This window comes from Kitasatospora phosalacinea (assembly GCF_000716545.1).
GTDB lineage: Bacteria > Actinomycetota > Actinomycetes > Streptomycetales > Streptomycetaceae > Kitasatospora > Kitasatospora phosalacinea.
On record NZ_JNWZ01000096.1, the window covers coordinates 1 to 15,211 of the forward strand.

The 15,211-nt window shown below is 74.3% G+C and carries 11 protein-coding genes; 4 read left to right on the top strand and 7 right to left on the bottom strand.

Annotation, left to right across the window (positions count from 1 at the left end; all coding sequences use genetic code 11):
• Positions 1-1,331 (top strand): ISL3 family transposase (locus tag OO48_RS31830; protein WP_033222666.1); only part of this gene is annotated, 1,331 nt, incomplete at its 5' end.
• A gap of 881 nt (positions 1,332-2,212) precedes the next feature.
• Entirely contained in the window at positions 2,213-2,356 is a 144-nt protein-coding gene (locus OO48_RS38700; protein WP_157845593.1) for a hypothetical protein, read from the top strand.
• Between the two features lie 24 nt (positions 2,357-2,380).
• Here OO48_RS38700 and OO48_RS31835 read toward each other — a convergent pair whose 3' ends face one another.
• Genes OO48_RS31835 through OO48_RS35585 form a run of 3 tightly spaced genes read right to left on the bottom strand, consistent with a single transcriptional unit; the run spans position 2,381 to position 4,389 of the window.
• Positions 2,381-3,064 (bottom strand): DUF3618 domain-containing protein, encoded by a 684-nt coding sequence (locus OO48_RS31835; RefSeq protein ID WP_051733260.1) that lies wholly within the window; start codon positions 3,062-3,064, stop codon positions 2,381-2,383.
• Positions 3,040-3,555: a phage holin family protein gene (locus OO48_RS31840; RefSeq protein WP_081952540.1), complete on the bottom strand. Its 516-nt coding sequence runs from the start codon at positions 3,553-3,555 to the stop codon at positions 3,040-3,042. The genes OO48_RS31835 and OO48_RS31840 overlap by 25 nt, the downstream gene beginning before the upstream one ends.
• Before the next feature lie 3 nt (positions 3,556-3,558).
• Entirely contained in the window at positions 3,559-4,389 is an 831-nt protein-coding gene (locus tag OO48_RS35585; RefSeq protein ID WP_051733262.1) for a hypothetical protein, read from the bottom strand.
• 300 nt (positions 4,390-4,689) lie between these two features.
• Here OO48_RS35585 and OO48_RS31850 point away from each other — a divergent pair, with 300 nt between their 5' ends.
• The gene (locus OO48_RS31850) at positions 4,690-5,646 is read left to right on the top strand and encodes an MBL fold metallo-hydrolase (protein ID WP_033222668.1); all 957 of its coding nucleotides are present in this window, start codon (positions 4,690-4,692) and stop codon (positions 5,644-5,646) included.
• A 112-nt stretch (positions 5,647-5,758) separates the two neighbouring features.
• A complete protein-coding gene (locus OO48_RS31855; protein ID WP_033222671.1) occupies positions 5,759-6,349 on the top strand; it encodes a flavodoxin family protein in 591 nt (196 codons plus the stop codon).
• A gap of 6 nt (positions 6,350-6,355) precedes the next feature.
• Here OO48_RS31855 and OO48_RS31860 read toward each other — a convergent pair whose 3' ends face one another.
• From OO48_RS31860 to OO48_RS31875, 4 genes are all read right to left on the bottom strand, one after another.
• On the bottom strand, positions 6,356-6,826 hold the full coding sequence (locus tag OO48_RS31860) for an SRPBCC family protein (RefSeq protein WP_106970466.1): 471 nt from the start codon (positions 6,824-6,826) through the stop codon (positions 6,356-6,358).
• A gap of 26 nt (positions 6,827-6,852) precedes the next feature.
• On the bottom strand, positions 6,853-8,478 hold the full coding sequence (locus OO48_RS31865) for a phytoene desaturase family protein (protein WP_063830791.1): 1,626 nt from the start codon (positions 8,476-8,478) through the stop codon (positions 6,853-6,855).
• A gap of 101 nt (positions 8,479-8,579) precedes the next feature.
• Complete coding sequence (locus OO48_RS31870; protein WP_033222672.1) at positions 8,580-11,051, bottom strand: SpoIIE family protein phosphatase; 2,472 nt, start codon at positions 11,049-11,051, stop codon at positions 8,580-8,582.
• A gap of 61 nt (positions 11,052-11,112) precedes the next feature.
• On the bottom strand, positions 11,113-15,153 hold the full coding sequence (locus OO48_RS31875) for a HAMP domain-containing protein (protein ID WP_033222673.1): 4,041 nt from the start codon (positions 15,151-15,153) through the stop codon (positions 11,113-11,115).
• Positions 15,154-15,211: the final 58 nt, after the last annotated feature.

Consider the following 15,211-nt stretch of genomic DNA (forward strand, 5'->3'; position numbering starts at 1 on the left):
GGGTGGTGGTGTCGGTGCGGCTGCGGCGGCTGGTGTGCCCGGTGCTCGGCTGCCCGCGGCAGACGTTCCGCGAGCAGGTCCCCGGCGTCGTGGAGCGCTACCAGCGCCGCACCAGACGACTTTCCGACCAACTCTGCGCTGTGGTAAAGGAGTTGGCGGGCCGGGCGGGCGCCCGCCTCTCCCACTCGCTGACGTGCGCAATCTCCCGCTCGACCGCACTGCGCCTGCCGATGCGCCAGACACTGCCGCCCCTTCGCGTCCCGCGCGTGCTCGGCGTCGACGACTTCGCCCTCAAGCGCCGGCACCGCTACGCGACCGTGGTCATCGACGCCGAGACCGGCGAGCGGATCGACGTCCTGCCCGGCCGCACCGCCCAGACCCTGACCGCGTGGCTGCGCGAGCACCCCGGGATCGAGATGGTCTGCCGGGACGGATCCGGCTCCTACGGCGAGGCGATCCGCCAAGCCCTGCCCGACGCGGTGCAGGTCAGCGACAGATGGCACCTCTGGACGAACCTGTGCGACAGGGTCCTGGCCGAGGTCCGCCCCCACGCCGCCTGCTGGGCCACCGCCGTGAACCCCGTCCGACCCGGTGGCATGCGCGAGCAGACCACCCGCGAACGCCGGCACAAGGTCCACGACCTGCTCGGCCAGGGCGTCGGCCTGCTCGAATGCGCCCGCCGTCTCGACGTCGCGCTGAACACCGTCAAGCGGTACGCCCGCATGAACGAGCCCACCGCAGAGCGCCGCGCGCCCCGCTACCAGCCCACGCTCGTCGGCCCCTACCGCGACCACCTGCGCCGACGCAGGGCCGAGGACCCCGCAGCGCCCGTCACCCACCTCCTGCGCGAAATCAAGGAACTCGGCTGCACCGGCAGCGCGAACCTCCTGGTCCGCTACCTCAACCAGGGCCGCGCCGAGGGCGACAGGCCCGTCACCACCCCGAAGCACTTCGCCCGACTCCTGCTCACCCGCCCCGAGAACCTCCGCGACAAGGACACCTCACTCCTGCGGGAACTCACCCAGACCTGCCCCGAGATGACCGAACTCGCCATCCTTGTCGGCGAGTTCGCCACGCTGCTGACACCGGCCGAGGGCAACGCCGCCCGGCTCACCGACTGGATCACCCGGGTCCGCAACGCCCGCCTCCCTCAGCTGCACTCCTTCGCCAACGGCCTCGAACTCGACCGCGCCGCCGTCGACGCCGGACCCACCCTCCCCTACAGCAACGGTCGAACCGAAGGCGTCAACACCCGAACCAAGCGGATCATGAGACAGATGCACGGCCGAGCCGGATTCCCCCTGCTCCGCCACCGCATCCTCCTCCAATGATCACCACACAGCGTCACCACCGATTACGGGACGGAGCCGGTCACCGTACAGACCCGGTGCAGGTCAAAAGGTCCTCCCCGCGCGAGCGGGGGGCTGCCGTTCTTCGGGCACAAGACCGTGGCCGCGGTCCTGTCCTCCCCGCTCGAGCGGGGGTCTGCCGGTGCGGTGGTCCACCAGATGCTGGGATATGATGCCCTTCCGTGCGAGCGCGGCCTGCTGTTTGACGCGCTCTTTCGTCGTACCCGCGGAAGAGTGCGGATCGGCCCTGTCGGCACTGCTGTACTTCCTGCCGGGTTCGGACTTGGCTGAGGGGGGAAGGACGGCGTCAGTGACCGCCTGGCGGTGAACCTTGTACTGGAGGCGTGGAAATCCACCTGGCCCGGTGGATCCCGCTGACGCCTATGGTGGGGGAGGCCGTCGAGTGGTACGCCGATACCCATGGGACTTGGCGCTGCCGACGGTCACCTGGAGTCAGGTGCCCGGCCGGGTGTTCTTCCGGCAGGGACACGATGTTGTGCTGTGCTGCCACTGGTGTCGTCCCGGCCGGTGAATCGGTGGTGACGAGTCGTCAGGCAAGGTCACCAAAAGCAGCATCGGCCCGAGTACACCCTGGCCCACCTGCTGGTATCCGGGAACGGAGGTCTCTGCGGCTGGTCGGTGCCGATCACGCGGTGAAGCTGGTCGTCTTGGCGCCGGCTGTCGGGCTGCTGCTGTGGCAGCCGCTGCCTGAGCACCGGTTCTCCCAGGTCAGCGGTACAGGGGAGGAGATGCCGGCGCTGTCGTCGGTAGCGTGGGGAATCCCCTGAACTCCTTCGCTCGCCGGGCCGGGAGCCGCTATCCTCCTGACACCGGATGGGTGAACGTAGAACCTGTACGTCTCGGTGACCAACTCCACCGCCTTCAGCCCCACCGACACCATGCCGCTCTCCACCCGGGCCAAGGCCCTGATGGCCGTCGAGAGCATCGCCGCCCTCATCACCTCGCTGCTGGTCATCGCCCACGCGGTGGGCCTGCTCGACAAGTAGCACCGCTCTGCCGCGCCGGGCCGGTCAGGAGGGCCGGTGCTCGTCCGGGCGGCCGCGGACGCCGTCCCGCACGTCGTGGGCGGTCTCCCGGCCGGTGGCCCGCAGCTCCTCGGCCGCGTGCTGCCCGGCGTCGCGGGCGGCGGACGCCGTGGTACCGGCGGCCTGCCGCGCGGCGTCCTCCACCGACCGCACCGCCCGGGCGGCCGGGTCGCGCAGGTCGTCCCGGACGTCCTGCGCGGCGTCGAGGGCGGCCCGCTTGACCGGCTCCAACAGCTCCGGGTGCTCGCGCAGCCGCTCGCCGCCCCGCTCCTCGACCCGGCTGGTGGGCAGCAGCGCCGCCGCGAGCAGGCCCGCGCCGAACGCCACCAGGCCCGCGCCCAGCGGGCTGCCCTGCGTCCGCCGGCGCACCTGCTCGGGCGCCCGCCGGACGGACTCGCCCAGCTGGGCGGCGCCCTCCTGCGCGGTGCGGCCCAGCTGGGCGGCGGTGTCACCGGTGGCGGCCGCCGCGTGGCGGGTCGACGCGGCGCTGTCGTGGACGGGTCCCATCACTCGCTCCTTGATCCCGGTCATCGTGCGGCGTGCGGCGTCGGCCCGGCGGTGCACCACCCGGCTGGGGGTGATCCGGTCGGCCAGCCGGTCGACGTTGTGCGCCAGGTGCGCCCGGCGGGCCTCGACCTCGCTCCTCAGCTCATCGGGTGTCGCGCCCATGCGGCGTCCTCCTTCAGGGTCTCCACGGTCTGTTCGGGCTTGAGCCGGACGTCCTTCAGCCGTTTGCGGCCGGCGCTCCACAGCACCGCCCCGGCCAGCGCCCACAGGACGGTGACCACCAGCGCGGCCCACGCCGGGGGCATCAGCGCGGCGAGCGCGAAGACCACCGTCAGGCTGCCCAGGACGACCGCCATGTGACCGGCGTACCCGGCGCCGGCGAGCATGCCGGAAGCCTTGCCCGCCTTGGTCGCCTCCTGCTTGATCTCGGCCTTCGCGAGTTCGATCTCGTCGCGCACCAGGCGGCTCAGGTCGCCGGTGATCTCGCCGATCAGGTCGCCCAGCGACTCGTGCCCGCCCCGCTCGGCGGAGCCGGGCGGCTGCTCCGGCGGCGGAGGCGTCCGGCCCGGGTCGCCCGCCCCGGGGTAGCCGGCGGTGCGGTAGCCGGTGGTCGGGTCCCCGGAGGACCGGTGGTCGGTGAAGGGTGCGGGCATGGCTCACACCCCCCGGGCCGGCGGCTGCTGCCCCAGGCCGTGGAACGGGTCCTGCTCCTGGCCCTGGCCGGGGAGCGGGCCCTGCAACTGGCCGTGGCGCGGGTCCTCGACGTGGCCCGGCTCCGGCGAGTGGCCCGGGGCCTCGGCGTGGCGCGGGTTGGGCTGGTAGGCGGGGGCCCCGCCGTACGGGTCGGACGTGCCGGGGACCGCCGGGGGCACGGAGGGCGGGGCGCTCACCGGAGCCGCCACGACGCCCGGCCGGTCCGGCCACGTCCCGTCCCGGCCCTCGTCGCCGGTGCGGACGTCCCGGTCGCCGTACCCGGTGTACCCGTCGTACTGGTCGCGACCGTCACGGCCGTCACGACCGTCACGGCCGTCGTGCTCGGACGGGCCGCCGGCCGCGACGACGCCCTTGCCGGCCCGGCCGAGCGCGAACCCGGCCAGCGCCGCTCCCGCCAGGAACAGGCCGGGTCGGCGGCGCGCGAAGTCCTGCACGTCCTCCAGCAGCCCGTCCGGGCCGCGCCGCTGCAGGTGGTCGGCCACCCGTCGGCCGCCGTCGGCGAGCTGGGCGACCGCGACGGCGGCCGTCGAGTCGGGCTTGCCGTGCGCGGCCATCTCCCGCAGCTCCTCCGCCAGCCGGCGGACGTTCTCCGCCAGCCGCTCGGTCTGCTCCCGGGCCTGGCCCCGCACCTGGCCGCGGGCCTCGTCGAGCAGGTCACGGGCCTGCGCGAGCGCCTCCTGGGCGACCTGGGCGGCCTGCTCCTCGACCGTCCCCGCGACCTCGCCCGCGCGGTCGGCCACCACGTGCGCGCCCTCGGCGGCTCCGGTCCGCACGCTCCGGACGGCGGCACCCGCCGGGCCGGAATGCGGTTCCGACTCCCAACTCCCCTGATTCGCATAGTCGTTCAAGGCTGCTCCTCACTCCGTGGGTCGGATCGTCCGTGCCGCCCGCCTGCCCTGTTTCGGAGGAGATACACAGGTATGTCCCCAACTGCTCCGGCCCGGTGCCGGCCTCCGGGCCGGGCCGCTGCCGCCCCGTCAACCCGCATGCCCGCCAAAGCCGATGACGTGCCGTCCGGAGCCGACCGATCCGGCACCGGAACCGGCGGCACACGACCGACGTCCTACCGGGGCATGAGTGACAACACCTTGGGACGACGCGGACTCCTGCGGACGGCGGTCGCGGGGGCCGCCCTCCTCCCGGTCGCCGGAGCCGTCCCCACGGCCGCCGCGGACGAGCCGCGACCGCAACCGCCGGGCGGCGGCACCGAGACGGCGTTCACCTGGCTCGGCAACAGCGGGTGGCGGATCGAGGGCGACGGGCACACCGTGCTCTTCGACCCGTACCTCACCCGCTTCCCCACCCACGGCTTCGACGCCTCCACCCCGCTCACCGTGGCCACCGACGTGGTCGACCGGCACATCGGGGAACCGGACCTCGTCCTGGTCAGCCACAGCCACTGGGACCACTTCAACGACGTCCCGTACATCGCGAAGAGCCGCGGGGTGCAGGTGGTCGGCACCGCCACCACCTGCCACCTGCTGCGGGCGATGGGCGTGGCACCGGCCCAGCTGATCGTGGTGAAGGGCGGCGAGGTCCTCGACTTCGGCGGATACACCGTGCGGGTGGTGGCCAGCCTGCACAGCCGCAACGCCACCCACCGCTACTGGGCGCCCGGCACGCTCACCGCGCCGCCCGCGGCGCCGCCCGCGACGATCGGCGAACTCGTCGAGGGCGACACCCTGGCCTTCCAGGTCCGGATCGGTGACGGGCCGTCGACCCTGCTGACCGGCGCCAGCGACTTCGTCGAGCACACCCACGCCGGCCTGCGGCCCGACGTCGCGATGATCGCCGTCGAGAGCACCGCCCGCATCACCCACCGGTACGTGCCCCGGTTGCTCCAGGCGCTCGACTTCCCGCGCACCGTCGTCCCGGTGCACTGGGACACCTTCGAGACGCCGCTCGCCGACCCCGCCGTCCAGGACCCAGGGATGGACCTCGACGGCCTCCTCGCCCAGGTCCGCCAACTCTCCCCGCGCACCCGGCTGATCCGCCCCGAACACCTGGGCACCCTGCGCCTGAAGGCCTGACGGGCACCCGAGGAATGCCGGCGGCCCGCCGGGGGTTGGGGCAAGGCGACCGTCCCCCCAGCCCTCCGGCGCGGCCGCCGCCCGACCGGAACGACCAGCACCGGAGCCCCAGATGACACCCCGTTCGTTCCTGTTCCTGCTCGGCAGCGCCCGCACCGGCGGCAACACCGAGGCACTGGCCCGCGCCGCCGCCGAGCAGCTCCCGGCCGGCACCGCGCAGCGCTGGCTGCACCTGGCCTCCCTCGACCTGCCCGAGTACGTCGACGCGCGGCACGCGCCGGGCGGGCCGCAGTCCCAGACCACCACCGGGGACGAGGCGCTGCTGCTGGAGGCCACGCTGGGGGCGAGCGACCTGGTGATCGCCTCGCCGCTGTACTGGTACTCGCTCTCCTCCGCCGCCAAGCGCTACCTCGACCACTGGTCGAAGTGGCTGCGCACCCCCGACCCGGAGTTCCGCGCCAAGATGGCCGGACGCACCCTGTGGGGCGTCACCGCGATGGCGCACGCCGAGCAGGAGGTGGCCCGCCCGCTGGAACTGACGCTCCAGCACTCCGCCGCGTACATGGGCATGCGCTTCGGCGGCGTCCTGCTGGGCAACGCCAGCAGCCCGGGCCAGGTCCTGGCGGACGAGGAGGCACTGGCCCGCGCCAAGACCTTCTTCGCCCGGGAGCCGGAGCCCGCCCGCTTCCCCTACGAGCGGTAGCGGCCGCTACCGGCGCGCCCCGTCGAAGGCGGGGGAGGGGGAGTGCGAGCGGTCGGCCGCGCTGCGGGCGAGGTTGGACAGCAGCCGGCGGTTGCGCAGGTGCAGGACGAACTCGGTCAGCGGGTTCTCCAACCGCGCCCCGAGCCCGCGCAGCGGGTGCTCGTCGAGGATCAGCAGGGTGTGGTCGCCCCAGGGCGTGAGGGAGAAGGCGATCCGGGCGGTGCCGAACGGGTCCGCCGCGGCTTCGAGTTCGAGGCGGCGGCCGGGCTCGCAGATCCGCACCACGCAGGTGTCCTCCAGCGTGGCCGGACCGACGCCCACCCGGAACTTGAGGCGGGCCCCGACCTCGGGCCAGTGGTCGTCCGCGTCCAGGACGTCCTGGGTGCCGACCACCCACTGCGCGTAGCTCCGGGCGTTCGCCAGGAGGCCCCAGACCTGCTCGGGCGTGGCCTGGACCAGACGTTGGCGCTGTGCCATGGATCCGTTCCCTTCGGGAGGGCGGGTCAGCGGTGCGACCCGCGCCGGGTGATCGGGCCGCCCACCGCCAGGAAGCGGGCCGGTGAGCGGCGGTGGGCGTTCAGCGCGGCGCGGGCGGCGTTGGCGCCGCACGCCCCGTGCACGCCGCCGCCCGGGTGGGCGGAGGCGGAGGCCAGGTAGAGCCGGGCGACCGGGGTGCGCGCCCCGGCGGTGCCGGGGGTCGGCCGCAGGAACAGCTGCTGGTGCGGGGCCGCGGTGCCGCCGTTGAGGGCGCCGTCGACCAGGTTGTCGTCGAGCGAGCGCAGCACGGGCGGGGTGAGCACCCGGCGGGCGGCGATCAGGTCGCGGAAACCCGGGGCGAACCGTTCCACCTGCCGCTCGACGCGGTCGGCCATCGCCTCGCCCTCGCGCTCGTCCCACCGCCCGGTGATGCCGTCCGGCCCCAGGTCCGCGCTGATCCGCTGCGGGACGTGCGTGTAGGCCCAGGCCGACTCGGTACCGGCGGGCGAACGGCTGGGGTCGGCCACCGTCATCTGCCCGAACAGGGCGAAGGGACGGGCGGGCAGCCGCCCGGTGAGCACCTGGTGCGCGAAGTCGCCGAGCTCGTTCATGTCCGCGCCCAGGTGCACGGTGCCGGCCCGGCCGGCCAGGGGCGCCGTCCAGGGGACGGGGCCGCGCAGCGCCCAGTCCACCTTCACCGTGCCGAAGTCCCACTGGAAGCGGCCCATGTCCCGGCGCAGCGACGCCGGCAGGTGCTCCCAGCCGATCAGGCCGCCGTACAGGGCGGTCGCGGAGGTGTCCGCCAGGACGGCCCGCACGGCCCGGTGGCCGCGGCCGTCCGCGGTGCGCACCCCGAGCGCCGTCCCGCGCCGCACCACCACCTCCCGCACCGGTTGCCCGCAGTGCACCTCCCCGCCCCTGGACTCCAGCCGGCGCACCAGCGCCCCGGTCAGCGCGGACGCCCCGCCGACCGGCACCGGCCAGCCGTGCCGCCGGCCCAGCATCGCCATCAGCCACCCGAACGCGCCGCTGCCCGCCGCCTCCGGCAGCAGGTCCGCGTGCAGGGCGCAGCCGGCCAGCAGCATCCCCGGTGCGTCGCCCTCGAACTCCTCCTCCGCCAGCCGCCGCACCGGCAGGGCCAGGAAACGCGCCAGGTCGAGCAGCCCGGCCGCCCGCAACCGGGCCGCGATCGCCGCCCCCGCCCGCACCGGGGGGAACGGCGTGAGCAGACCGTTCACCAAGTGCGGCTCCAACTCGTCCCAGCGCTCCCCCAACCGGCGCCAGGCCCGGGCGTCGGCCGCGCCGAACATCCGCTCCAGCCGGTCGTCCGCGTCCGGTGCCCCGTCCTCCTGGTACAGACCGGCGCAGCGGCCGTCCGGCAGCGGGTGGGCCAGCACCAGCGGGGCGCGGCTCCAGCGCAGCCCGAACTCCTCCAGCCCCAGCCCCCGGATCGCCGGCGAGGCGACGGCCAGCGGGTGGAAGGAACTGAACAGGTCGGAGACGAACCGCGGATCCACCCCCCGGTCGCTGCGCACCGCCCCGCCCGGCTCGTCCTGCGCCTCCAGCACGACGACGTGCCAGCCCGCGTCCGCCAGCAGGTTGGCCGCGACCAGCCCGTTGGGACCGGACCCGATCACGATCGCGTCAGCCATCTCACCCTCCTCGGACGTCATCCGGTCCGCGTCTGCCCGACCGTCCGATCCGCACACGTGCGCGGCCGCCGGTCGTCGGCGGTGAGGGTGCCGGCGACGGCCTACCGCACCTCGATGCCCACCAGACAGGTGTCGTCGTCGGTGTCGGCGCCGCTGTAGCGCAGCAGGTGGTCCAGGTGGGCGTCGAGCGCGGTGGCGCCCTCGCGGGGGGCCGCCTCGGAGAGGGACACCAGGTTGGCGAGGGAGGCGTGCAGGCCCTGGTCGCGGCGCTCGATCAGGCCGTCGGTGTACATCACGATCCGGTCGCCCGGCCGCAGCTCGATCTCGCTCTCCTGGTACTCGGCCTGGTCGAGCACGCCCAGCAGGAGGCCGTCCACCTGCGGCAGGCACTGCGCGCTGCCGCCGCGCAGCAGCACCGGCGGGAGGTGGCCCGCCCGGGCCCAGCGCAGCAGGCGGCGCTCCGGGTCGTACAGGCCGCAGACCGCGGTGGCCGTGACGTTGTCGGTCAGGTGGTGCGTCACGCTGTTCAGCCAGGCCAGCAGCTGGGCCGGACCGGCCCCGGTGGCGGCCAGCCCGCGCAGCGCGTTGCGCAGCGCCACCATCCCGGTGGCGGCCTCGATGCCGTGCCCGGCGACGTCGCCCACGCACACCAGCACCTGCCCCGAGGGCAGCGGCAGCGCGTCGTACCAGTCCCCGCCGACCAGGTGGTCCTTCTCGGCGGGGCGGTAGCGCACCGCCACGTCCAGGTTGTTCAGCGTCCGCGGGCCGGTGCTGGGCGGCATGATGGCGTGCTGGAGCTGGCGGACCAGCCGGTGCCGCTCGGCGACCTGCTGCTCGGTCTGGGCCAGCTGGTCGCGGGTCGCGGCCAGGGCGACCTCGGTCCAGTGCTGGGCCGAGATGTCCTGGTAGGCGCCGCGGATCGCGCTGAGCCGCTCCGACGGGTCGTGGACCGGCTCGGCCACCACCCGGATGTGCCGGGTCACGCCGTCCGCGCGCTGCAGGCGGAAGGCCGTGGACGCCGGGCGGCGGTGGTGCAGCAGGGTGCGCAGGAAGCGGTCGACGGCGTGGCGGTCGTCCGGGTGGGTGTGGTCGGGCAGCCGCTCCAGCGCGATCGGCCGCGCGGTGGCGGGCAGCCCGTACAGCTCGAACAGCGTGTCGTTCCAGACCACCTGGCGGGCGTCCAGGTCCTCCTCGAACCCGCCGATCCGGCCCAGCCGCTGCGCGTGGTGCAGCAGGCGGGCGATCTTCGGGGTGTTGTCGGCCAGCCGCCACAGCACCGTGACGTGGCCGCCGTGCCGGCTGATGGACACGTACGCGTCGGTGATCAGTGGCACCCCGTCGACCAGGGCGGCCAGCCGCATCCGCGGGTCCCGGAACGGCGTCCCGGTGGCGTGGACGTCCTCCACGGCCTCCAGCAGGTTGCCCTCCTGCGCGGCCAGGGGGTACGCCTCCAGCAGGGGCGAGCCGACGATGGCACCGGTCGGGCGGCCCGCGAAGTCCACGAACGCCGGATTGGCGTGGCGGATCACGAAGCGCGGCGGGAAGCCGTCGTCGGCCGGCTCCAGCACCATGCACGGGTCGAGCAGCCCGTCGACCAGCCGGGCCAGCTCGTCCAGCCGCCCGGTCGCCGGGGCCTCCTCCGGGCCGTCCCCGGCCCAGGTCTCCAGGGTGGCCGCGCACAGCTCGGCCAGCGCCTCGAACTGCCGCTGCAACGACTGCGACTGCTCCGGCAGGTCCTCGCGCCAGCACACCTCCAGCACGCCGATCAGCCGGCCGCCCACCCCCGCCGGGACGGCGATCCGGCCGCCGCTCGCCTCGTGCTGCCCGATCGACGGGACGGCCGCGTCGGCGAGGGTGCGGTACGCCACCGGCGCGCGCCCGTCCAGGGCCCGGCGGGCCGCGGTGACCACCCCGGGCGGCACGTGGCGCCACCGGCGGGCCTCCGTCTCGGCGAAGCCCGCGCTGCCCGCCAGCGACAGCGAGAGGTCCGGGCGGGCCGCCCAGATCGCCACGGCGACCGCGCCCAGCGGGCGCAGCGCGTGCTCCAGCATGGCCCGGGCCGCCGCCGCCGCGTCGCTGCCGCTCAGCGCGTCCGCCTCGGTGTTGCGCAGCCGGACGCCGACCCCGGAGGAGACCGGGTCCGCCGTCCGGGCCACGAACTCCTGGGCGGCCTCGGAGATCTTGTCCGCGGCGGCCTGGTTGACCAGGCCGGCGGCGAGCTCCAGGGGAGTGGAACCGGCCTGCTCCGCCAGCAGCCGCAGCTGCCCGGCGGCCTCGGTCGGCCCGCAGCGCAGCCGCTCCACCAGGATGCCCACCGCCATCTCCACCACCGACCGGCCCGCGGCGTGCGCCTGCGCCTCGTCGAGCTGCCGGCGCAGCTGCTCCACCGTGCCGGCCAGCCGCCCGATGGGCCCGCTGTCCGCCTCGCTGCCGTCCACCACGGTGCCGTCCAGCGCGCCGCCCGGCTCCGCGAGGGACTCGATCGCGGCGGGCCGGCGGGCGGCGACCAGCCCGGCCGGGTACGGCGCGGCCGACGGGCCCTGGTCGGGGTGCGACTCCCGGGACTGGTGCACGGCATGGACTCCTGTGGTTCTGCGGGCGGGCGGGGCGAGGCGGGCCGAGGGCGACGGGCGGCTACCCGGCGAGCAGCTGGGCCTCGATGCGGCTGATCAGCTCACCCGCGTCGACCGGCTTGGTGACGTAGTCGCTGGCCCCGGAGCCGAGGCTCTTCTCGCGGTCGCCGACCATCGCCTTGGCGGTCACCGCGATGATCGGCAGCCGCGCGTGCTGCGGCATGGCGCGGATCGCCGCGGTGGCGGTGTAGCCGTCCATCTCGGGCATCATCACGTCCATCAGGATGACGTCGATGTCCGGGTTGGCGGCCAGCGTCTCCAGCGCCGCCCGGCCGTTCTCGGCCTGCAGCACCCGCATGCCGTGCAGTTCCAGGATGCCGGTGATGGCGTACAGGTTGCGGTCGTCGTCGTCGACGACCAGCACCAGGCGGCCGTTCAGGACGGAGTTCCCGGCCTCCCACGGGTCGGCCTGCGGGGCTCCGCGCACCAGCGGGACGTCGTCGGGGTGGTCGGCGCTCATGTGCAGCGCGATGCGCTCGCGCAGCTCGTCCAGGCTGGAGATGACCTCCAGCGGGCGGGACCCGGCGCGGGAGAGCTCGTCGGCGTCGCCCGGCGTGCCGCGGTTGCTGTGCACCAGCACCGGCACGCCCTGCAGCGCGGGGTCGCGGTCCATGTCGCGCAGCAGCGCGTGGGCCGCGCCGTCCGGCAGGTCGAGGTCCAGCACGACGCAGTGCGAGGGGGCGGACGCCAGCACGGCCGCGGCCTCGACCGCGCCGACCGCGGTCACCACCTCCACCCGGGGCCGGCCCTCCCCGGGCCCGGCGAGCCCGGCCGGCTCGGCGGTGGCGTTCTCGGCGACCAGCGACAGCAGGCCGCCCTTGCGCTCCTCGACGACCAGCAGGCGGCGCGGCTGGAGCGGCGCGGCGCCCTCGTCGGAGCCCTGGTGCGGGGCGTCGGCGGGCGCCTCCCGCCCGCCGTCCGCCGCGTCGGCCCGCGGGCCGACCTCCAGCGCGAGGAACTCCGGGCGGGCGACGGGCAGGAACAGCGTGAAGGTGCTGCCGCTGCCCAGCACGCTCTCGGCGGTGATCGCACCGCCGAGCAGGTAGGCGATCTCGCGACTGATCGACAGGCCCAGCCCGGTGCCGCCGTACTTGCGGCTGGTGGTGCCGTCGGCCTGCTGGAACGCGCCGAAGACGCTCTCCAGGTGCTGCGGCGCGATGCCGATGCCGGTGTCGGAGACCTGGAAGGCCAGCACCTGCCCGCCGCGGCGCACCCCCTCGGGGACCTGCTCCTCCAGGGCGAGCCCGATCCGCAGCTCGACCCGGCCCCGCTCGGTGAACTTCACCGCGTTGGAGAGCAGGTTCCGCAGCACCTGGCGCAGCCGGTAGTCGTCGGTGACGAGCTGCTCGGGCACGTCCGCCGCCGTCCGCACGGTGAAGGTCAGGCCCTTCTGGCCGGTCAGCGGCTTGAAGGTGGCCTCGGCGTACTCCAGCAGGCTGCGCAGCGCCACCGGTTCGGGGCTGAGGTCCATCTTGCCCGCCTCGACCTTGGACAGGTCGAGGATGTCGTTGATCAGCTGCAGCAGGTCGGAGCCGGCCGAGTGGATGATGCCCGCGTACTCGACCTGCTTGGCGGTCAGGTTCCGGGTCGGGTTCTGGGCGAGCAGCTGGGCCAGGATGAGCAGGCTGTTGAGCGGGGTGCGCAGCTCGTGGCTCATGTTGGCCAGGAACTCCGACTTGTACGTGGAGGCCAGCGAGAGCTGGTGCGCGCGGTCCTCCAGCTCCTGCCGGGCCTGCTCGATCTCCAGGTTCTTGGTCTCGATGTCCCGGTTCTGCGCGGCCAGCAGGGCGGCCTTGTCCTCCAGCTCCGCGTTGGACGCCTGGAGTTCCTCCTGCCGGGCCTGCAACTCCTGCGAACGGACCTGCAGTTCGGCGGTCAGCCGCTGCGACTCGCCCAGCAGCTCGTCGGTGCGGACGTTGGCGACGATGGTGTTCAGGTTGACGCCGACGGTCTCCATCAGCTGGTCGAGGAAGGCCCGGTGGACGTCGGGGAACGGCCGGATCGAGGCCAGCTCGATCACGCCGAGCACCTGGTCCTCGACCACGATCGGGACGACCAGCAGCGACAGGTCCTCGGTCCGGCCGAGGCCGGAGGACGCCGACAGGTAGCCGGCCGGGAGGTCGTCGGCCGCGATGGTGCGCCGGCTGCGGGCGGCCTGCCCGACGAACGACTCGCCGAGCCGGAAGCTGGTCGGCCGCCCGCCGTCCGGGTACGCGTACGAGCCGATCAGCCGCAGCACCGTGGCGCCGTCGGCCTCCTCGGCGAGGTAGAACGCGCCGACCTGGGCGCCCACCAGCGGGGTGAGCTCGTCCATGACCGCCTCGGCGACCACCGCCAGGTCCCGCTGGCCCTGGAGCAGGCCGGAGAAGCGGGCCAGGTTGGTCTTCAGCCAGTCCTGCTCCTCGTTGGCGCGGGTGGTCTCGCGCAGCGAACCGACCATCGCGTTGATGTTGTCCTTGAGGTCGGCGACCTCGCCGGAGGCGTCCACCGTGATCGAGCGGGTCAGGTCGCCCGCCGCGACGGCGCTGGTCACCTCGGCGATCGCCCGGACCTGCCGGGTCAGGTTCCCGGCGAGCTCGTTGACGTTCTCGGTGAGCCGCTTCCAGGTGCCGGAGACGCCCTCCACGTCGGTGAGGTCCTTCCAGGTGCCGGCGACGTTCGGCACCCGGGCCTGGCCGCCGAGGATGCCCTCGGTGCCGACCTCGCGGGCGACGCGGGTCACCTCGTCGGCGAACGCCGAGAGGGTGTCCACCATGGTGTTGATCACCCCGGCCAGCGCCGCGACCTCGCCCTCCGCCTCGACGGTGATCTTCTGGCTGAGGTCGCCGCGCGCCACCGCGGTGGCGACCTGGGCGATCGAGCGGACCTGGCCGGTCAGGTTGGAGGCCATCACGTTGACGTTGTCGGTGAGGTCCTTCCAGGTGCCGGAGACGCCCCGGACGGTGGCCTGGCCGCCCAGGTTGCCGGCCGTGCCGACCTCGCGGGCGACGCGGGTCACCTCGTCGGCGAACGCGGAGAGCTGGTCGACCATCGTGTTGATGGTCTCCTTCAGCTCCAGGATCTCGCCCCGGGCGTCCACCCGGATCTTCTGCGTCAGGTCGCCCTTGGCGACGGCCGTGGTGACCTGGGCGATCGCGCGGACCTGGGCGGTCAGGTTGTCGGCCATCACGTTCACCGACTCGGTCAGGTCGCGCCAGGTGCCCGAGACGTCCCGGACGTCCGCCTGGCCGCCGAGCCGCCCCTCGGTGCCGACCTCGCGGGCGACGCGGGTGACCTCGCCGGCGAACGAGCTGAGCTGGTCGACCATCGTGTTGATGGTGTCCTTCAGCTCCAGGATCTCGCCGCGCGCCGTCACGGTGATCTTCTGCGACAGGTCGCCCTCGGCCACCGCGGTGGCGACCTGGGCGATCGCGCGGACCTGGCCGGTCAGGTTGCCCGCCATCGAGTTGACGCTGTCGGTCAGGTCGCGCCAGGTGCCGGAGACGCCCTTCACGTCGGCCTGGCCGCCGAGGATGCCCTCGGTGCCGACCTCGCGGGCGACGCGGGTGACCTCGCCGGCGAACGAGCTGAGCTGGTCGACCATCGTGTTGACGGTGTTCTTCAGCTCCAGGATCTCGCCCCGGGCGTCCACCGTGATCTTCTGCGACAGGTCGCCCTTGGCGACGGCGGTGGCCACCTGCGCGATGTCGCGCACCTGGGTGGTGAGGTTGCCCGCCATCGCGTTGACCGAGTCGGTCAGGTCCTCCCAGGTGCCGGACACCCCGGGGACGACGGCCTGGCCGCCCAGCTGACCCTCGGTGCCGACCTCGCGGGCCACCCGGGTCACCTCGGAGGTGAACCGCGACAACTGGGCCACCATGCCGTTGAACACCGTGGCGATCTCGCCCAGCAGCCCGTCCGCGTCACCGGCCAGCTTGGTGCTGAAGTCGCCGTCGCGCACGGCGGTCAGACCCGCGAGCAGCAGCCGGAGCTCGGCCTCGCCGATCTTCGAGCGGTCGGCCGCCCCTTGCTGCGCGTCCCGCGACGTCGTCGAGCCAGCCATCGAAGCTCCGCCTCCTGCCACGCCCCGCCGTCCGACGGGGCAACCGATCGAGCGCACG

What these genes read in the sequence shown, in the direction of transcription:
- OO48_RS31875 (WP_033222673.1), bottom strand. Translation starts at nt 15,153, where the DNA reads ATGGCTGGCTCGACGACGTCGCGGGACGCGCAGCAAGGGGCGGCCGAC.
- OO48_RS31855 (WP_033222671.1), top strand. Translation starts at nt 5,759, where the DNA reads ATGACACCCCGTTCGTTCCTGTTCCTGCTCGGCAGCGCCCGCACCGGC.
- OO48_RS31865 (WP_063830791.1), bottom strand. Translation starts at nt 8,478, where the DNA reads ATGGCTGACGCGATCGTGATCGGGTCCGGTCCCAACGGGCTGGTCGCG.
- OO48_RS31835 (WP_051733260.1), bottom strand. Translation starts at nt 3,064, where the DNA reads ATGGGCGCGACACCCGATGAGCTGAGGAGCGAGGTCGAGGCCCGCCGG.
- OO48_RS31850 (WP_033222668.1), top strand. Translation starts at nt 4,690, where the DNA reads ATGAGTGACAACACCTTGGGACGACGCGGACTCCTGCGGACGGCGGTC.
- OO48_RS31840 (WP_081952540.1), bottom strand. Translation starts at nt 3,555, where the DNA reads ATGCCCGCACCCTTCACCGACCACCGGTCCTCCGGGGACCCGACCACC.
- OO48_RS31860 (WP_106970466.1), bottom strand. Translation starts at nt 6,826, where the DNA reads ATGGCACAGCGCCAACGTCTGGTCCAGGCCACGCCCGAGCAGGTCTGG.